This is a genomic window from Mesorhizobium sp. M5C.F.Ca.ET.164.01.1.1 (assembly GCF_004792125.1).
Taxonomy (GTDB): Bacteria; Pseudomonadota; Alphaproteobacteria; order Rhizobiales; family Rhizobiaceae; genus Mesorhizobium; species Mesorhizobium wenxiniae.
On the sequence record NZ_SRTG01000012.1, the window covers coordinates 24,975 to 44,124 of the forward strand.

13 protein-coding genes and 1 pseudogene are annotated in these 19,150 nt (G+C 59.2%); 6 read left to right on the forward strand and 8 right to left on the reverse strand.

Annotated features, from left to right (window positions below; all coding sequences use genetic code 11):
• Positions 1-18: 18 nt before the first annotated feature.
• A complete protein-coding gene (locus EN807_RS37515; RefSeq protein ID WP_281405228.1) occupies positions 19-150 on the reverse strand; it encodes a hypothetical protein in 132 nt (43 codons plus the stop codon).
• Between the two features lie 115 nt (positions 151-265).
• Between EN807_RS37515 and EN807_RS30470 the strand changes: the two genes are divergently transcribed.
• From EN807_RS30470 to EN807_RS30490, 5 genes are all read left to right on the forward strand, one after another.
• Entirely contained in the window at positions 266-1,804 is a 1,539-nt protein-coding gene (locus EN807_RS30470; RefSeq protein WP_246684456.1) for a non-ribosomal peptide synthetase, read from the forward strand.
• 82 nt (positions 1,805-1,886) lie between these two features.
• Positions 1,887-2,231 (forward strand): thioesterase domain-containing protein, encoded by a 345-nt coding sequence (locus tag EN807_RS36960; protein WP_246684459.1) that lies wholly within the window; start codon positions 1,887-1,889, stop codon positions 2,229-2,231.
• Between the two features lie 940 nt (positions 2,232-3,171).
• Positions 3,172-3,549: a hypothetical protein gene (locus EN807_RS30480; protein ID WP_127208180.1), complete on the forward strand. Its 378-nt coding sequence runs from the start codon at positions 3,172-3,174 to the stop codon at positions 3,547-3,549.
• A 68-nt stretch (positions 3,550-3,617) separates the two neighbouring features.
• Positions 3,618-5,117 (forward strand): radical SAM family RiPP maturation amino acid epimerase, encoded by a 1,500-nt coding sequence (locus EN807_RS30485; protein WP_127208181.1) that lies wholly within the window; start codon positions 3,618-3,620, stop codon positions 5,115-5,117.
• A gap of 180 nt (positions 5,118-5,297) precedes the next feature.
• Positions 5,298-5,453, forward strand: coding sequence for an AMP-binding protein (locus EN807_RS30490; protein ID WP_127208182.1), 156 nt, complete (start codon positions 5,298-5,300; stop codon positions 5,451-5,453).
• Positions 5,454-5,545: 92 nt separating this feature from the next.
• On the opposite strand, the pseudogene EN807_RS30495 reads toward EN807_RS30490, so the two are convergent.
• The 5 genes and pseudogenes from EN807_RS30495 to EN807_RS30515 all read right to left on the reverse strand — a co-directional run.
• Positions 5,546-6,402 (reverse strand): annotated as a pseudogene (locus EN807_RS30495) (alanine dehydrogenase); the annotation flags it as partial.
• Positions 6,403-6,998: 596 nt separating this feature from the next.
• Complete coding sequence (locus EN807_RS30500) at positions 6,999-12,338, reverse strand: type I polyketide synthase (RefSeq protein WP_127208183.1); 5,340 nt, start codon at positions 12,336-12,338, stop codon at positions 6,999-7,001.
• 83 nt (positions 12,339-12,421) lie between these two features.
• Positions 12,422-14,395 carry an amino acid adenylation domain-containing protein gene (locus EN807_RS30505; RefSeq protein WP_246684457.1) on the reverse strand — a complete coding sequence of 658 codons (1,974 nt, stop codon included), beginning with the start codon at positions 14,393-14,395 and terminating at the stop codon, positions 12,422-12,424.
• Positions 14,396-14,855: 460 nt separating this feature from the next.
• Positions 14,856-15,581: a GntR family transcriptional regulator gene (locus EN807_RS30510; protein ID WP_127208184.1), complete on the reverse strand. Its 726-nt coding sequence runs from the start codon at positions 15,579-15,581 to the stop codon at positions 14,856-14,858.
• 249 nt (positions 15,582-15,830) lie between these two features.
• Positions 15,831-16,586 carry a 4'-phosphopantetheinyl transferase superfamily protein gene (locus tag EN807_RS30515; protein WP_127208185.1) on the reverse strand — a complete coding sequence of 252 codons (756 nt, stop codon included), beginning with the start codon at positions 16,584-16,586 and terminating at the stop codon, positions 15,831-15,833.
• A gap of 398 nt (positions 16,587-16,984) precedes the next feature.
• On the opposite strand from EN807_RS30515, the gene EN807_RS30520 reads away from it, so the two are divergent.
• Positions 16,985-17,254 carry a hypothetical protein gene (locus tag EN807_RS30520; protein ID WP_135937783.1) on the forward strand — a complete coding sequence of 90 codons (270 nt, stop codon included), beginning with the start codon at positions 16,985-16,987 and terminating at the stop codon, positions 17,252-17,254.
• A 318-nt stretch (positions 17,255-17,572) separates the two neighbouring features.
• Here the strand turns inward: EN807_RS30520 and EN807_RS30525 are convergent, their stop codons facing one another.
• A complete protein-coding gene (locus EN807_RS30525) occupies positions 17,573-17,983 on the reverse strand; it encodes an acyl-CoA thioesterase (RefSeq protein ID WP_245485569.1) in 411 nt (136 codons plus the stop codon).
• 432 nt (positions 17,984-18,415) lie between these two features.
• On the reverse strand, positions 18,416-19,081 hold the full coding sequence (locus EN807_RS30530) for a GntR family transcriptional regulator (protein ID WP_245485570.1): 666 nt from the start codon (positions 19,079-19,081) through the stop codon (positions 18,416-18,418).
• Between the last annotated feature and the right edge of the window lie 69 nt (positions 19,082-19,150).

Below are 19,150 nucleotides of genomic sequence, written 5' to 3' on the forward strand. Positions count from 1 at the left end.
TCCACACCGAACCGGATTTCACTCCCCGAGAAAAGGGAGAAGGAAATGGGTGCCGGGCTCATCCTTTGCCCCCAGCGGCGGGCCGACGACCATAATGGCGGGCTCGGCCGAAAGCAGCTCCGCCGTTGCCCTGACTTGATCGAGCATCACCGGACCTTTCCGAGCTGCTGGCGCACGAGCATGCCTCGCTGGCGCTGGCGCTGGTGCAACGCTGCAGCGGCGTTGCGGCGCCGGCGCCGCGCTCGGGGTGAGGCCGGACCAGCCGGTGGCGATCTGCGTCGAGCGCAGCCCGGCGATGGTGGTCGGGCTTTTGGCGATTCTCAAGGCGGGCGGCGCCTATCTGCCGCTGGACCCGGCCTATCCCTGCGCGCGGCTGCGGCAGGTTCTCGGCGATGCCGCGCCGCGGCTGCTGCTGGCCGATGCGGCCGGCCGCGCCGCGCTCGGCCCCGAGGCCCTTGTCGATGTGAGCGTGGTCGATCTGGAGACGGCGACACCAGCCTGGGCCGAACTGTCCGCTTCGGATCCCGAGCCGCGCGCGCTTGGCCTCACCGCGCGCCATCTCGCCTATGTCATCTACACCTCCGGCTCAACCGGAACGCCAAAGGGCGTCATGGTCGAGCACCACAGCCTCGTCAATCTAGGGTTGGCTCAGCTCGTGCTTTTTGGCGTCTGTTCAAATAGCCGTGTCGTGCAGTTCGCCTCCTTCGGTTTTGATGCAAGTGCTTGGGAGCTTGTCATGGCGTTTGGCGCAGGCGCCGCATTGCACTTGCCCGCGGACGAGTTCCGCCAGGCGAGTAACAAACTATCGGACTACCTGCGACGCGAAGCCATAACCCATGCGACGTTACCTCCAGCCTTGCTTCAGGCAAGCAGGGAGCCCGGATGTTTGGCATCGCAAGTTCTCATTCTTGCTGGCGAACTGCCGAAGGCTGAACTCGTCCGAAGTCTAGCCTCGGCATCTATCGTCAACGCCTATGGCCCGACCGAAGCAGCGGTCTGCGCGACGGTTTGGAGTTGTCCCGATGATTTTGATGGGCCAGTTGTTCCGATCGGGCGTCCGATTGCGAACACGCGGGTGTATCTGCTGGACGGGCATGGTGGGCCCGTGCCGTTCGGGGCGGTGGGCGAGCTTTACATTGGCGGGGCAGGCGTTGCGCGTGGCCACCTGAACCGGCCCGAGCTGACGGCGGAGCGATTCATCGCCAGTCCCTTTGTGGAAGGCGATCGGCTGTATAAGACCGGCGACCTGGCGCGTTATCTGCCGGACGGCAATCTTGAGTTTCTGGGCCGCAACGACGACCAGGTGAAGATCCGCGGCTTCCGCATCGAGCCGGGCGAGATCGCGGCGCGGCTTTGCGAGCACGCCTGGGTGCGTGAGGCGGTGGTGGTGGCGCGCCAGGACCGGGCCGGCGACAAGCACCTTGTCGCGTATGTGGTGTGTGCGCCCGAGGCCGGCTCGGACGACGAGGATGGCGGCGGGCTTGCCGGCGCCTTGCGCGCGCATGTGAGCGGGCGGCTGCCCGACTACATGGTGCCGGCTGCGTTCGTGCAGCTCGCGGCGCTGCCGCTGACGCCGAACGGCAAGCTCGACCGCAAGGCACTGCCGGCGCCGGCCGGCGCCTATGCGCGGACGGCCTATGAGGCGCCGCGCGGCGCGGTCGAGACGGCGCTGGCGCAGATCTGGGCGGAGCTTCTCGGGGTCGAGCGGGTCGGACGCCACGACAACTTCTTCGAACTGGGCGGCCATTCGCTCCTGGCGGTGCCAGTTGCTCAGTCGAGTATTGTATCTTGGGTTGAACTTTAACGCCGCCGACCTCTTCCAAGCCCCTGTTCTGAAGGAACTTGCATCGAACATTCATTTGGAGCCACAGCCCTGTGGTCCGGGCGTGATTTCCGTACAAGCAACCGGATCGCAGCCACCGCTCTTCTTTGTTCCCACAGGTTCGGGCGATTGTTCCTATGCCCTCGGTTTGGCGAACGAAATGGACATAGACTGTCCCGTCTACGCTTTACCATGGCCGTCTTTCGATGAAGTTCGTCCACTGACCCTTGAAGCGATAGCTGATCAGGTCATCCTCGCGATCAAAGAAATTCAACCGCAGGGTCCATATCGCTTCGCTGGATACTCATCAGGCGGAATCCTGGCTTACGCAATCGCCCAGCGCTTGCTGAGTCTCGATGACGCTGTGTGTTCATCGCTCTCATCGACGTTACGCTACCTGCAAACGTGACAAAGTGCGAACTGCACCGAAGGTTCTGGCACCCAACGAGTTCAGTCTCGGATCGCGACAATCCCCAAATGTCGGAGAGTTCTGGCTCGGTGATCCAAAGATGGGAAGCATATGGGGTCTGCCGCCGCTGCCGATTGACGACCGAGTCGAGCAATTCCAAAGCCAAGCTGCATTGGATGAAGCTTCTCATTCGAAAAGCTCAAAGGGACCAGATAGGATGGCGACTATCACCATTGATCAACAGAACATCCTCGTTGGCATCCGTCCAATAGAACCGGCTGACGACTCCACCTTGTACGCTTCCGAAGTTACCTCGTTGGGACTGCCGCCAAAGAAGAGATTTTTCCCGCCATCGGATAGTTCGACAAGGGCAGATTCAATCCTGATAACGTCGTCTATCGGGTGATGTCGGCTCTGCCGCAGCACCCATGGCAGTTCCATCGTTCACCTCGCGGCAAATGCCCATCTTTCTGCCACCGCTTCTTGCCGCGGGTCCGTCTGAGTCAAGCCGGTGCGTTCGATGTTTCCGGAAAGATGCGCAACGCCGGCCGAAGCGGAAGGCTCGAAACGCGCTTGACTTCAACACGCCGAATAGAGAAGCAACCCCGTTTGCGTACAGCTGCAAAGACTAAGGACGGGCCGCCGCTCAGACCACGGTCATAACGTCAAGAAGGCACGAATGGCCAAAGAGGAGAGTGGCGTCGGAGAGCCGCAGAGCACTGGCTGAGCGAAGAATTTGCGGTTGCCTGCTTCTGCAGCGGGCCAATTGTCGAGTTCGGAACCCAAAATGTCGGCAATTTGACAATGCGTGTGGTCAGACAATGCACAAAATCAGACATTTGAGTTGGTACGCCGCTTGCGTGTGAACAACCTCATCGTCCGATCGCTTGTGAGAGCGAGACGGATAGGTTGGCAATATTGAGGAAGGCGGGAACTAGCTATGCCGCGAACTGACGTAGAGCGATTCGTCAACGATTTAGGGAAAAAAGGCAGTCCGCTTGAAAAGCTCAAACCACGATTTGGAGGCCTTGCATCGATTGTAGCGATTGGAAAGAGCCTCGACTACAATATCACGCTTGATCAGGTTAAAAGTTACATTCGATCGAACATTCGACAGAAGTCGAGTAGCAAGAAGCTCAGCGCGATTGCGAGCCGCACGCGTGATTCCAGCGTTTCTGGCTTAAACAACCTTGTGCAGACCACTGCGTTGACTAATTACGCTTCGGCTGTACCCATGAGTTCTGTGATAATCGGGGAAAAGGCTACAGTCGCCGCGGTTGTTGTAGTTATTGTAATTGTTGTTGTGGTCGCGACCTAATGCAAATGTTAGCTCTGAGCGCATTGGCTCCGACGAGCCGGTCTGAAGAAACTGCCCAGGATGAGATCATGCTATCAGGCCTACAAGGGGCAGCTTCAGGGGCTCACCTGTACCCTTTGGCCGAACACTGGCGACAAATTCTCAACCGGCGCACGCCGGAGGAACGGCGCACGTTGTCCCACGTCAAGCGCTTCATGGAGCGGCTGGCCGGTGACGGGAAATTCCGCACGGCACTCGCGGAGAACCTCGACGCCCCTCGAGCGTTAACAGAGCGCTACGGCATTGAAGTTGACCCATTGGAGATGCTGCCGCTCTGGTGCGGTGACTACCTGAAGTTCCGCTTCAAGCCGGAGTCTGCTTCGTGGCCGCTGGCTATGTTGTGGGACGAATATATGCGCGAGATATCGCACCATCGCGACCTCCTGCGCGACCAAGGCGAAATGTCGATGATCGACCATCGCTTTCATGCCTGGCGCGAGCGCCAAATTCGGCGCTGTAACGACGAATTGGGCGAATTGGCGCCGTCAATCACGCACCCCATCATCGCTTTCGAGCTAAGCGAAGGCTGCACCGTCGGTTGCTGGTTCTGTGGCCTCTCGGCGGACCGCTTCAAGGGTTACTTTGAATATAGCGAGGAGCATGCAGAGCTCTGGCGCGGCGTAGTCGGCGTCGCGAGCGAGATGTTTGGTTCGGCGGCCCGCACTGGCTTCTGCTACTGGGCCACAGATCCGATCGACAACCCGGACTACGACCGTTTTCTGCTAGACTACCATCAAATCACGGGTGCTTTGCCACAGACGACGACGGCCGCACCGCTCAAGGATGAGGCACTCACCAGGCGCGTGCTCGAACTGTTCAAACGCTTCGGTGGCGTGACGAATCGTTTTTCCGTGCTAAGTACGAAGCATCTCAATCAGATTCACGCGGCGTTTTCGCCCGAGGACCTGATCGGGGTCGAACTCATCCTGCAGGGCAAGGCGGCGCCGACCGCTAAGGCTTTCGTCGGGCGCGCACGCGCGCGGAAAGAAAAATTCAAGGTAGCCAGTAAAGATGACGCAACCGCATTACCCGAGGGTTATCCCACGACGATCGCTTGTGTTTCCGGCTTCCTCGTAAATATGCGGCAGGGACGTTTGCAACTGGTAACGCCGGTACCGGGTAGCGAACGCTGGCCTCTCGGGTACCGAATTGTGGGTCAACGTTTCTTCAGGACGCCCGACGAGTTCCGGGAGGGGCTCCAGAGCATCATCGACGAGCATATGCTCGAAAGCCCACCTCCCAACCTACCGATCCGCTTCCGCGGAGGCCTGCAATACGAGGCTGGGTACCGGTACTTCCATCTCCGGTCACGCAACATTGAATACCGGGTGCTCGACGATGTCGTTCCGATTTCCGTTGGCGATCTAATCGCGTGCGGCAATTGTACAGCCTCGGAGCTGATTATGCGCGTCACGACGGACGGCGCAAGCGCCCTTGCTGTCGCAGACATGCTCGATCAGTTGTACGCGGCCGGGGTAATCGAAGAGGACCTCGACGAGGTTTCACTTGGCACAACATCGACGGTATGACGGGCCGCAGGGCGCTGGCTTGTCTACCCCATGCACTGGACGACGGTCCCCACTGGGCTACTTGGCGCGATCAGATGCTTCGGGGAGGCATGACGCAAATCGGCGGTCCGCTTTACAGGCACAACACGCGTTGATGGGCCATCGGTAGATAAATGCGCTTGGCCGCTACCTGCGTAGCCTGTGCTCCTGGGAACGACCGAGCGTCCCGAGCTGAGGGCGGAGCGGTTTCTGGCCGACCGGTTCAGCGACGAGGCACGCGTCACGGTCTACCGGACCGGCGACCTGGCGCGTTATCTGGCGGACGGCAATCTGGAGTTCATGGGCCGGCGGCGCTAAGCTCCAGTCAACATATCGTGCGCGGCCGAGAAGCTGCACCGCCAACCGCCGCGCCCGGCCGCGGGCGAGTTGCGAATGGTCGCGCCATACTTCTCATAGGTCGGCTCGGCATGCGTGGTGGCGTGCGACGTATTCGAAGCAGCCACCCTGGTCGATCGCGACGTCGACCAGTACCGCGTCCTTATTCATGCCAGACAGCATTTCGCGCGTCACCAGCTTGGGAGCCGCCGCACCCGGGATCAGCACCGCGCCGACGACGATGTCGGCCGAGAAGCATTCGTCCTCGAGCGCCTCGACGGTCGAATAGCGGGTGTGGACCCGGCCGTTGAAGATGTCGTCGAGCTGGCGCAGCCGCGGGATCGAGCGGTCGATGATGGTGACGTCGGCGCCAAGGCCGGCCGCCATCTGCGCGGCATGCAGGCCGACGACGCCGCCGCCGAGCACAGTGACCTTGCCGGGCAGCACGCCGGGTACGCTGCCGAGCGGCACGCCGCGACCGCCATTGGCCCTCTGCAGCGCAGTCGCGCCGGCCTGGATCGACAGGCGGCCCGCGACTTCCGACAGCCAGCAGCGGCAGGCCGCCGCGGTCTTCGGTGACCGTCTCATAGGCGATGGCCGTCACGCCCGAGGCCAGCAGACCCTTGGTCTGCTCCGGATCCGGAGCGAGATGGAGATAGGTGTAGAGGATCTGGCCGTCACGGAGCTGGACCTATTCGTTGGGCTGCGGCTCCTTGACCTTGACGATCATGTCAGACTTGGCAAACACGTCGGCGGCCGTCTTGGCGATGGTGGCGCCGGCGCCGCGATAGGCGTTGTCGTCGGCGCCGATGCCGGCGCCGGTCTCGACCAGCACTTCGTGGCCATGCGTGACATATTCGCGGACCGATCCCGGCGTCAGGCCGACGCGGTATTCGTGGTTCTTGATTTCCCGGGGGCAGCCGACGCGCATTCGCTCCTCCTCGAATTTCTGATTTTGCGGGGTGGACCATAAAACCATAAATAGCGCGGCAAGTGTTTGCGTATCCGGTTGTTGCCGGGCGCGGCAATCGCTATTCCTTGCGCCAAAATCCGTTCTATTCGCATGAAGCATGAACAATGTCGCTCGACAGGATCGATATCGCCATTCTCGAGACATTGCAGAAGGATGGGCGGATATTCTAACGATGCGCGCACCCGGATGCAGTCTGGCTTGAATCGCCATTGCTATGAAAGACGGCTTCGCGAAATATTCCTGCTCGGCGTCGCCGCTCATGCTGGCGAAGTGCAGGACGGCGATTTACGGCTTCGGCGGCGGTGGGATTTCTACCACCAATACGTCGCTCCGAATGACAGGCGCGGTACGCCTTCAATCCGAACCCGTCTCTCAGTTCGAAATCCTCGCTGCCGCATGAGGTTGCCAACGCTCTGGCAAATTCTCTGACCAGACAAAACTTTACGGCGGAACCGCTGCCGCAATTCGATGTTTCTCATGCCACCGCAGGCTTGCAGTTGAAGGCGGCAGGACGGGTCGACTGTTGGTACTGACTGAAGCCGGTGGTCAGGTCATCACCGCCAGCTGTGGCGCTTGCCATCTGCGGCCAACCGCTGGACGACGGGCTCAAGGTCTTCGATCGCGATTCGCGTAAGGAGTTCGATCTGATGTTCCATGAAAAAATGGTCGCCGGCGCAAAAATGGGCCTTGAACTGCTTCGTGGTATGCTCTTTCCAGCCGATAATGTGGTTGCCTGTAACATATGGGTCGACGCGGCCGCCTATCGCAGTGATTGGAGCGTCGAGCGGAGGATGGGAACCGTAGCGATAGGCATTGTTCATCGCGTAGTCCGCCTGGATAATCGGAAGCATCATCGCGTGCATTTCGGGATCTTCGAACAGGGCCTTGTTGTTGGCGAAATTTACCTCCTTTAGCATCTCGACGAACTCGCTCTCGTCGAGTTCGTGTTCGGCCTTGCCGGTCCCGTGATTGAACTGCTGGACGTCAATGGCTAACTGGTCGTCATTGTAGATCTGTGGCGAGCGACCACCGGCCACAAAGAAGTATTCCGGCTGCAGCCCGTGATCGCGGCGTACCCGATGGGCAATCTCGAAGGCCTGGACACCGCCATAGCAAAACCCGAAGAACGCGAACGGTTTGTCCTTAAGGAAGGGCAGCATCTCCGGCACGATGCCGTCGACCATGTCCTCCATCCGCAGCCAGAAGCCCTCTTCAAGGCGCGCGCTGCGGCCTGGCATCTGCAGGATGCCGAGCTCGATGTGATCCGGCATCTTGTCGATCCAGTGCTGGAATACGAGCGGGCCGCCGCCGGCATAGGGAAAGCCGATCAGGCGGATCGGCGCGTCGGGCTTCGGACGCGGAATGACCACCGCGCTCTTGTCGTAGCTCTGGGCGCTGTCGGCCAGGACCGGCGCTGTCGGTACCGCCTCGCTGTCCGCAATACCCCCAAGAGTGGCGGTCACCTGCGTCTCAGTATCGGCCGCGATCTCCGCGATTGAGGCACCCATCACGAGCTTCTGGAGCGAAACCTTGATGCCGCTCTTGGCGAGTTTGTTGCGGAACTCAATCGTAGCCAAGGAGTCGAATCCCATTTGGTTGAGCGCTTCGTCCATCGGCAGGCTGTCCGGATCGGCGATGCCGAGCACACGGGCGACTTCTCCGCGCAGGAAGCTTTCGATCGCCTGACCGCGTTCGCTCGGCGCTACCGAGCCGAAGAGCCGCGCAAGTGGATCTGTCGCCTCGTCGTCATTGGTCGCCTGCCGATTCTTGTGCACATTCGACAGAGGCGTGAGCCAAGCAGGCGTTTCCCCGTACTGCTTCTTGGCGAAACGTCGCCACAGGATCGGCGCTGCGGTGAGCGTGCCAGTTGAGGCGAACAGGCCCTCCAGCCGCTCGAGCGCCTCCCGGTTGCGGATCGCGAGCAGGCCGAAATCGGTCAGGCGCTTGCGCAGGCGCTCGTCGAGTCCGGATGCCATGCCGGTTTCCGCCCACGGACCCCATTCGATGCTGACACCTGGCAGACCCTCGGCGTTGCGGCCCTCGACAATGCGGTTCATGGCGGCATTGGCGGCCACGTAAGCCGCTTGGCCCTTCATACCGAGAAGCGCGCTAACCGAGGAGAAGCAGACGAAGAAGTCGGGTGAGAAGCGACGGCTCGCGTTATCGAGAACGAGCGTACCCTGGAGTTTGGCCCGAAGTGCGCGTTCGAGTTCGCTCGCCTCCTCGATCGATCCGAGCGTGGCGTCCTGAACGATTCCGGCGGTGTGAATGATCCCGCCGAGTTGATGGCCCGCCTCCGAGAGATCGCCCAGGATTCGCTCGACTCCGACCTGGTCGGCGATGTCAACCGCATGCGCCGCGATCTCAGCGCCGGAACGGCGCAGGGCTTCGAGCCGTTCCCGTTTGGTGCCGTCCGCGACGGCCCTGTTGAGAAGCACGAGGCGGCGCGCACCGCGATTTATCAGCCATTCGGCCATTAGCGATCCGAGAGCGCCAAGCCCGCCGGTGACGAGATAGGTCTTCTGCGGATCGACCGCGCAATCCGTACCGACATTGCGGCTTTCGCTGAGGCGCAGGACATAGCGTTCCTCGCCGCGCACGGCGTAGGCGGTCTCCGACCCAGAGCCACCGAAAAGAATGCCGATCGCGACCGCGATTTCTGCGTCGCTCGGCTCCGCGCCGAGATCGATGTCACCCCCCCACAGATCGGGATGTTCGCTCGCGAGCACCATCGCCATGCCATGTAGTGAGGCGCTGACCAATGAGGCTGGACGAGCGGCGTCCTGAATTGGTGTGTCTGTTTGCGGCACGGCACGGCCGGACTGGCCGACGACCCATATCTTCGCCTTCGTCAGATTGCCATGCTTGGTCGCTGCCTGAACCGTCTGGACGAACTGCATGAGGGTGGCGGCGTGGCTGTGCGCCGCCTCGACGATCTGTCCACTTGACGCGCCTTCCGCGCTCTCAGGAGTGACGATGATCCCCGCGACATACTCGTCGAGCACACCGCCAGATAGACCTGTTTCGACATTCGAAAGAACGACCGCTGTCTGCTTGGGCCCTTCCCGCTTCGCCTCGATCGCCTGAGCCAAACGTCCGGCGAGACCGAGGGCATTGCCCAGGATAATCCAGAGGGCCTTGTCTTTCGGCAGTTGCGGCGCTGACTGCTTTTCCACGTGCCATTCGCGGCGGCAGTGCCATGCCAGCCGGTCGCTCGCTTTCGTGTCGATCCAGTGATGCTGACGCTCGAAGGGATAGAGCGGAAGATCGACGAGCCGGCGTTCATTATCCGGCAGATCGGTGAGCGTATTGATCGCAAGGCCGGCGACGAAAAGGCGGCCCGCGGTCTCGGCGAGAACCTCTTCGTCATTGCGGGTGCGATTGAGGCTCGAGACGAATTGCGAGGGCGAGGCAATGCCATCTAGGGCCGCCTGCGCCATCGGAGTGAGGACCGGATGCGGTCCGATTTCCAGGAAGAGATTCGCCCCAATTTCTTGCGCCGTCATTATGCCCCGATGGAACAGGACGGGCTGGCGAACGTGGTCGGTCCAGTAGCGCGCGTCAGCGACTTCGTCGCCGGCGACCTTACCCGTCTTCGCACTGACCAGTCGGCCATCGGGCTTGGCGAAATCGAGGGTGCTCGCGAACGCCTGAAACTGTTCGAGGATCGGATCCATGAGATGCGAATGAAAGGCGTGCGAGACCTTCAACTGCGTCGTGCGGATGCCTTTTTCCTTGGCGACCTTGATCAGCGTTTCAAGTGCGTCCGTCTCGCCCGCGACCACCGTGCTGGCTGGTCCGTTCTCGGCCGCGATGGCGAGCTCAACTTCGGAGTCCCGGATCATCTGATGGGCTGTGTCCGGATCAGCTGTCAGGACGACCATGCCGCCATTACGTGGAAGCCGACCCATCAGTTCGCCGCGCTTGGTGATCAGCTGCAGCCCGTCCTCGAGTGAGAACACGCCGGCAAGATGGGCCGCCACGTATTCTCCGATGCTGTGGCCCATGACGATCTCTGGGACGAAGCCCCTGGCCTCGAGAACTCGGGCGAGTGCAAATTCGATCGCGAACAGGGCGGGCTGGGTATATTCGGTATCGTGAACGAAATGGGCGAGCGTCCCGTCACCGTATAGGATGTCGCTCAATCCGTGCTTGCGAATCCGTGCGACCACCGCGTCACAGGCGTCGAAGGCTTCGCGGAAGATCGGATCACTCTCGTAGAGTCCGCGCCCCATACCTTCGCCCTGGCCGCCCTGTCCGGTGAACAGAGCGGCGGGAACCACATGTTTGGAGAGATCGACACGGGCATAATCGTTTGCGCGAAGACTCTCGGCCAGCCCTCTGGTTGTCCGACCGGTCGCGAAACTCCGATACTCAAAAGCGCGGCGGGCGGTGTTCGCAGTAAAGCAGATGGCGTCGCGCTCGTTGGGCTCTGCCGTATCGAGTCGCAAGGCAAAACTCTTGGCCATGGCGCCCAGGGCCTGTGGCGTGCGTGCCGAAATGTTCAGCGTACGAGGAAGGTCCGGGTGGTGCGGCGCATCATTCGGCTGAGATAAACCGTTCGTCTCGCTCGGTGCTTCCTCCAAAATGACATGGGCATTCGTTCCGCCCACGCCGAACGAACTGATGCCCGCGCGTCGTGGACCCTTGGACGTCCAGGGCACAGCGCTAGTCGGCACGGCGAAGGGAAGGCGATCGAAGTTGATCTCCGGATTGGGCGTCTTGAAATTGACCGCCGGCGGCAAGGTTCGCGACTTCAGTGCCATGACCGTCTTGATTACACCCGCGATGCCGGAAGCGGCGATCGTATGGCCGATATTAGCCTTCACCGAACCAAGGGTAATCGGCGCGACATCCGCCGGCAAACCGGCGAACACTTCGCTGAGGGCTTCGATTTCGATCGGATCACCCAGTTTCGTGCCCGTTCCGTGCGTTTCCAAGTAGGAGATCGTTTCCGGCGCGAGCGAGCTGTTCATGAGTGCTCTTGCGACGACGCTCGATTGGCCCTCGATGCTCGGCGCCGAGAAGCTGATCTTGTCGTTTCCGTCATTGTTGATCGCCGATCCGCGAATAACAGCGTGGATGGTGTCACCTTCGGCAAGCGCGTCATCGAGACGTCGAAGCGCAACCACGCCGACGCCACTCGAAAACACCGTGCCGCTGGCCTCGGCATCGAACGGACGGCAGTGGCCGTCGCGGGACAAGATCATGCCCTCTTGATAGCGATAGCCCGCACGGTCGGGAATGATTGCAGTGACACCGCCCGCCAGCGCCATGTCGCATTCGCCGTTCTGCAGACCGCTGCAGGCCAGATGGAGACTTACGAGTGAGGTCGAACAAGCTGTCTGGACGCTGATGGCGGGGCCGATGAGGTTGAGGCGATGGGCCGCCCGAGTCGCTAAGTAATCCTTATCGTTTCCCAGCATGGCCTGGAAGCCGGTCATGGTGTCGAGCATGCCTTCCTTGCTGAAATCGTGCGAGCCGGCTACGCTCCTGGCGAAATAAGTGTTCGGGCCGGAGCCGGCATAAATGCCCGTTGTCATCTCGGTCGAACGGACGGCGTAGCCAGCATCTTCGATGGCGTGCCAAATGTTTTCCAGGAATAATCGGTGCTGCGGATCGAGGAGAGCCGCTTCACGAGGCATGATGCTGAAGAAGTCAGCGTCGAAGTAGCTGAGGCCCGTAAGTGGCGCGCCGTGGCGGATATAGTCCTCCGCTTCCCACTGCTCGGGGTCGACGCCCGCGCCGGCGAGTTCAACATCCGACAACTGACGAACGCTCTCGCGTCCGGCAATAATGTTTTCCCAGAACGCCTTGGGCGTATCCGCATCGGGGAACCGGCAGGCCATGCCAATAATCGCGATGGGGGTAGCTCTGTGAATGGGGCCGTTCATTTTCACCTCGTCGCTGCTCCGGCCTTCTGATCTTTGGTTCCCGGAGCGTGTTGTCTGCTGGAGCGGGTCATCGGTGCGCAGGATCAGCGCGGAGAAGCGCGTCCTTTGGACGACATACGCCGGGTTGCGAGTCCAGCCAACGTCGTGTTCGATGCATCGCCCTTCGCCGAGTTTCGCGATAAATAGTCTGCGAGCCCCCTCGGCGAAGGATGCCGGAAGACCAAGATCGCTGATATATTAATCCCGAACTGGCGGCGAAGGCGGCGTTGAAGCTCCGGGACCATGATCGAACGCGCGCCGAAATCGAACACGTTGTCCGAATCCGCGAGCGAGGGATGGTCCAGAAGCTCCCGCCAGTGGGAGGTAATCGCGCCGCACAGGTCACCGCTCTTCGTCGATCCGCTTGTAGTGGCACTGGCAGCCTTCTCGACAGGCGGTGCCGCGGTCTTGACCTTTTCGGCAAACAGCTTTTCAGCGATTGATTTGCGATCGACCTTGCCACTCGCCGTTTTAGGCATCGCGCTCATGATCTGGACACGGTCCGGCGCCATGTAGCTAGGGAGCATCTTACGGACATGGGCGCGAACTACTGTTTCGAGACAGTCGGTTGGCGCCTGATCTTTGCTCGTTAGGCAGGCGATCAGCCGTCCCATTCCATTTGCATCACGCTCGAAAACCATGGCGACTTCGGCCACGTCTGGGTGATCAGCTATAACGCTCTCAATTTCCCCAAGTTCAACCCTATAGCCGTCGATCTTGATTTGGTGGTCACGGCGACCACAGAAGAAAAAACAACCACTTTCATCTGACGTCGCAAAGTCGCCGGTCCGATACAATCTCGTTGGCGTGCCGTTAATATCGATAGTCACGAACCGTTCCTCTGTTCGCTCCTTATCCTGGAAATAACCCTGCGCGAGACAAATGCCACCGACATAGAGCTCTCCCACCTCTCGTGACCTCACCGGTCGCGCGTCTTCATCTAAAATAAAGAGTTCGACATTCGGCAGAACCCGACCGATGGGCGGTAACCTAGGCCATTCCGCTGGATTGCTATCAAGCTCGTGACAGGTGACCACGTGTGTCTCAGAGGGACCGTACTGATTGAAGAGCCGACACTCGGGGAGCTTGCTGAAAAACTCGCGCAAAGCGGAAGAGACCACGAGTTGTTCCCCGGCGGTGTGGATTTCCCGTAGACTGTCGGGAAACTGTTTGCGCTCCACGCAATTCGACGCCAATTGTTGGAGGGCGATAAATGGCAGGAACAATCGTTCCACCTGGGCACGCTGTATCTCGTCCGAAAGCAAATCGGGGTCGATCCGCTGTTCATTCGTTAGGATGACGATACGGCCACCTGAGCAGAGCGTGGAGAAGATCTCCTGAAACGATACATCAAATGAAATGGGGGCGAACTGAGCCGTTGCCCCATTGCCTGACAGGCTCGAAAGTTCGATCTGCCAGTTCACGAGGTTTTGAAGCGCTGCTCCTCCCATGTCGACTGCCTTCGGTTTGCCAGTCGAACCCGAGGTAAAGATAACGTAGCCACTGCAATTCGGCGACAGCGCCACATCTCGGTCGGACGATCCAGCACCGGCTGCGCCCACTCCAATTTCCTCGACCATCACCGCCGAGCCCGACGAAACATCCTTGAGGATCGCCGAATAGACGGCCGATGAACTGAGGAGCACGCTCGGGTCCACTTGCGCAAGCATCTCGCGAATGCGACTCTCTGGAAGATTTGGTTCCACGGGAACGTAGGAAACACCCAGGATTTGACAGCCCAGGATCGCCGCGATCCGGTCAACACCGATGGGCAAATGAATTGCGACGCGGTCCAAACCCGCTTCACGTCCAGTTTTTAGGGCGCGAGCTATCTCACAGGCTCGCAGCCACAAATCCATGTAGTTGATCGTTTCTGTTCCGAAAACGACAGCCGGACGACGAGGAAATTCGGATGCATACCAAAGCACGGACGCTGCAATGGTCCGCTCTGAAGGGCCTGAGGCGTTGTTTAAACTCTGCATGACTTCCCTCAGAATGCCGGACATTGCTAAATACATTTTTACTGTATCCGTGGTAAGCTCACAGTCAATCCAGTCAATTAAATTTCACATGTTCTTAATATTTCGACCGAGGTGTGCGGGCATCGCCAGATACAGTGCCGATCCCCTAGATGTTTAGATGGGGTATTCGGCTTTGCCCCACGTCGGTGCGGCTGCGCGGCTGGCCTCGAATAACGACAACGGCGGCCAGGCAGGATCGCTCGAGAGAGCGAGCAACGCCATCTGGTCGATCAGCTTCGTAATCTCATCCAGCGATGACTGTTAGCGCCATCAACTGCAAAACCGACCGCTCCTTTCCAATGCGCTGCCGCCCACCGCGTCCCCCCTCATCCAATGTTCGGATTGATAGAATCCCAGATATTCTCACCGATCCAGTCACCCGCGCACGGGTCTCCTGGCGCTACATATGGGCAAGGGATACAAGCTTGTTGCCATCCTGGGGCACGATTCCGCGTTCCTAGGCAGGGACCCGATTTCCCGCACGATCCGTCAGGTCGGACTTTTCAAGAATCGCAAAAATCTGCTCATGCGCTTCCATGATGTCGCGTTCGAGGGCGTCGGCGGCTGCCAAGCCATTGCCCTTCTCCAACTGGTCAATGATTTCGCGATGATTATGGTGGCCCGGAACAACTCTCGTTTCCTTTCGCCTGAGGCCGAGGACTCGGCCCGCCTGTAGCCAATGCGCCTCGATTGTGTTCATCAAGACCTTGTTTTCAGAGAGATTGTAAACTGCGAAATGAAACAGTTGATTCAGCTTCAGATACTTTTTCACGTCAGCGTTCTTCTCCATATTGAGCAGTTCCATCTTTTCATTGATTTCTCTGAGATAGTTTAGGCTCTTCCCGGCAGATTTCTTCACACCCCAGACTATGGCCTGCCGTTCATTCAGAAGGCGCACTTCCAGAAGATCGCGGAGGCCTTCAGCAGTGATCATTGGAACGCGCGCGGACTGACGCGGCGCCCGTTCGAGTATGTCGATGCCGCTAAGCCGGTTGAGCGACTCGCGGATTGGCATATGGCTGGTGCCGAATGCGACAGCCAGTTCCTTGAGACGCATCGGCTGCCCGGGCGAAAATTCCCCGGACATCAGTGCGTCCTTCAGTTCGGCATAGACATGCTCAATCGTCGAACTTGGGGAAGCCTTCAATGGTGGTATTTCGTACTTCGGGCCTTTTGTCGCCATTTGGCATGATCTCCAAAACCGGCGCCTCGAACGCCCTGTGAACACGTCTCACGCTGCATGAAAACGGCGGGGCACCAGCCCGCCCGAGCCCTGATCCGCTGGTCCACGCCTGAAGTGCGGCGCATCGCAAACCACTTGGCAGTGCACCTGCCGCCGAGATTTCCGGCCACGACGACCCAGGGCAGCCGCCATCTCCAGCGCCCTGGTTCCGAAGCTTCGGCAGCCTTAACGATGTATCAGCCGGAGCCGCTACATTGACATATGCTGGGGTGTTACTGCCAACCAGGTCAACACATGGCCAGCAGCGATGCTAAAGCGAATGTCGTAGTGCTGGCCCTCGAGCAATTCTGGACAGATAGTTTTTGTCAGATGCAGTCGTAGTTGCCCGTTTCTAGGCGTCGTTCGTAACTCTGCACAGTCGAATCCGAAAAAGCGCCTTGCCACAGGATAGAGCGCTTTGAAAAGTGTCTCTTTGGCCGAAAAAACTAGGCTCGCCAGCCCGTCTGAAGAGAGGACCACTTGCCGAGCGATCAAGGCGCGCTCATCCTCATTGATGGTCATGTTTAGGATCGCATCCAGAGCATGACCGCTGGCCAGCGCCTCAACGTCGACACCTGCCCGCCAGTTCGCATTGGCGATGGCGAAACAAGCGCAATGCCCACGCGTATGGCTTATCGATCCAGCGGAAGAGGAAGGCCAGAGTGGAGCCCCGCCTAGACCGATTGGAATCTCACTAGCGGCTTGACCCAGCGCCCGCAATGCCGCGTGTGCCATCGCTCGCCCGGCTAAAAACTCAGCACGGCGTATGGCCACCGCTGCGGACAGATTGGCAGGGCAGTGTAACGCCAGCAGGTTGAACAGGTCATCCGTATAGCTCTCGAGATCAAACCTGCCGCGCACCAAGATCGCATTGGGGAGCCCGGGGACATGTAACTCAACATCGGTGAAAAATCCACGTGAACGAGCAGATAGAGCGATAAGTTCGAGATCGGAAAAAGCGGTCATATCCTGTCGCCTCCCCTAACCCAGGTCGCATTTCTATCATGATGTTTTCTGGGGAACGAGTTTGAGTTTGTTAATTTATATTACGAATTCATTAAGCTAGAGTTGTACGTTTAGGTGGCGAAGCCGAGGGCTTGCGCCATTCGCAGGATGCGCCCCGGCCAGGACGTGCGTGTGGTGGGTCTTCCAAGCACCGAGTTGGCTGGGTAGGGTTTGCAAGGGGGGCGAACAACCGGATGAACGAACGGATGATGCTGGATAGGTTGCGCATCCTATTGGGGATTTATACCAACGGTCATGAAGCTCGACCGACGTGAACCCACTCTCGCATTTCGTTGATGTGATTGTTTCGGGGCCATGAGCTTCTGCCAAGCCTCGCAGGCGGCGTCGATGATGGCGTCGTGGGGACGTCCGCGCCGGAACTGGACCCGGATGAGCCAATCGAGGCGGACGAGCCGGATCCGCTGCCCGAAGGGTTCGCGGCGATCGACGCCTTGCATGCGCGCGCGAATGCGGTCCTCGAAGGTGTGGTAGTCGAACGGCTACCTCGATCGGAAGCGGCGCCCGATCGGGATCCGCTGATCTACGACCCGGATTGGGACGAGCGAACCCGGTCGAGGATTGGCGCGCCACGCTTGATCGAGCAATGTCATGGAATGCAAATTTTATGACATTGAGGAATAGTTTGAACCCACCAGTTAGCAGTAGGAGACGTCGGGCCAGACCGTTATTTTTGCGCAGCGTAGCCGACTGAGCGGCAAATACCGACTCTGCTCGTGCGATAACTGCCTTACCGAGCAGCGGGATCCGCTGATCTAGGACCCGGATTGGGACGAGCAAACCCGGTTCGAGGACTGGCGCGCCACGCTTGATCGAGCAATGTTATGAAATGCAAATTTTATGACATTGAGGACAGTTTGAACCAACCAATTGCAGTAGAGACGCTGGACGTCGGGGCCAGACCGTTATTTTTTGCGCAGCGTAGCCGACTAAGCGGCAAATACCGACTCTGCTCGCGCGATAACTGCCTTACCGAGCTCGCTTGACCTGCGCTGTTGAAGGTCGAATCGAACTGATACGCAGCTCTCCACGGCAGCGGTCTCACCGTTGGACGAATTCACCATGACATGCCGGATGGCAAGCGAACTTTTGCCGATCTTTGTGACGGAGGATCGGATTTTAAGAATGGTCCCCGCACTTACCTCCGCGCGAAAATCGGTCTCGGTCCTGACATCTGCCCATCCAAGGGAGTCTTGGCGGTCATCCACATCCAAGAACCGCAGGACGACCAATGTAGCGTCGTCAAACATGGCCGCGTAAAATCGGCGGTTCATATGACCAAACTCGTCGCACATCCATGGCTGCGCGACGCCAATAAAACTATCGATCTCGTCAGTCAAAATATACCTCACTAAGAGTTGGCGGAAAGTGTCGCATTGTCGGGATAACCCATGCTTGGGCATTCACTTCGACACAACTGCATGGTTATGGGCCGCGAAGACGCTAGTTTCAATTTCAATCGCGCCCACTCACCCTTTTGGAGCTACCCGCTCCAAGTTACCCGAGAAGCAATGCCCAACCGAAGCAGCGGCAGCAGGGATCGTGAAAGGAACCTCGCGAGGCCAAATGAGCGACGGCGCGCATCGGAATGCCTGGGCCCCAACTTAGAGGCGCCCGACGCCGAGGCTGCGGGTCGCTCGCTAATAGCTTCGATCCATATCATTCCACCACCAAGCACCGCCCTCGCAACGCGCGAGTCGCTTTCAAATTCTGCCATCTTCGTTTCGTCCATTTGGAAATCAATGCGCAGCCCAGGAATTGCGGTTCGAGTGTCATGGCGCGCTCGAGCTAGAGCTGTGCGCTTTCTGTATTTTTGTAGACAAAGCTGTCGCGATAGCGTCTCCAGCTTCCTGCAGGTCGGCGACCAGGCTCTGAACAGCTGTAGCGCTGTCGCCCGATCTCACGGCGGCAATTATGTCTGCGTGATGCCGATGCCCTGAAAACGACATTGGAGTCGCCTTCAACAGGCTCAACAACGGCCCATAACGCATCCACAGCAATTCAATAAGATTCACAAGTTCAGGATTTCCGCATCGTTCATACAGCGAAAAATGAAACTTATGATTTAGTTGTAAATACGCCCGCGTTCCTAATGCGCCACGCTCCGCTTCAATATCCATCCGGGCATTTATTTGGGCCAGCTGATCGGCAAGCCCGTTCTCGCCGCGTTCGACCGTCATCGCCACCGCCTTGCCTTCAAGATCTGTTCGAAGGGTAAGTAGATTGCGAAGGCGCCCAACGCTCGCTTCGGGAATGAAGGGAGTTCGCCTCGTTTCGGACTGCAGCGCGCGAGCCATGACAAGTCTATTGAGGGCCTCTCGAACCGGCATATGACTTGTGCCGAATGCGGTGGCCAAGTCGTCGAGCTTCAACTTCTGACCAGGTGCAAACTCGGCCATCATGATTGAACGAGTTAGCTCCGCATAAACATGTTCCAAATCTGAGTTTCTTGGCCGCGGCCGAAGCACGGGAAATTTGGTCGCTGGCATTTTCACTCCTGATCTGCC

What these genes read in the sequence shown, in the direction of transcription:
- EN807_RS30500 (WP_127208183.1), bottom strand. Translation starts at nt 12,338, where the DNA reads ATGAACGGCCCCATTCACAGAGCTACCCCCATCGCGATTATTGGCATG.
- EN807_RS30480 (WP_127208180.1), top strand. Translation starts at nt 3,172, where the DNA reads ATGCCGCGAACTGACGTAGAGCGATTCGTCAACGATTTAGGGAAAAAA.
- EN807_RS30515 (WP_127208185.1), bottom strand. Translation starts at nt 16,586, where the DNA reads ATGACCGCTTTTTCCGATCTCGAACTTATCGCTCTATCTGCTCGTTCA.
- EN807_RS30505 (WP_246684457.1), bottom strand. Translation starts at nt 14,395, where the DNA reads ATGTATTTAGCAATGTCCGGCATTCTGAGGGAAGTCATGCAGAGTTTA.
- EN807_RS30510 (WP_127208184.1), bottom strand. Translation starts at nt 15,581, where the DNA reads ATGGCGACAAAAGGCCCGAAGTACGAAATACCACCATTGAAGGCTTCC.
- EN807_RS30485 (WP_127208181.1), top strand. Translation starts at nt 3,618, where the DNA reads ATGCTATCAGGCCTACAAGGGGCAGCTTCAGGGGCTCACCTGTACCCT.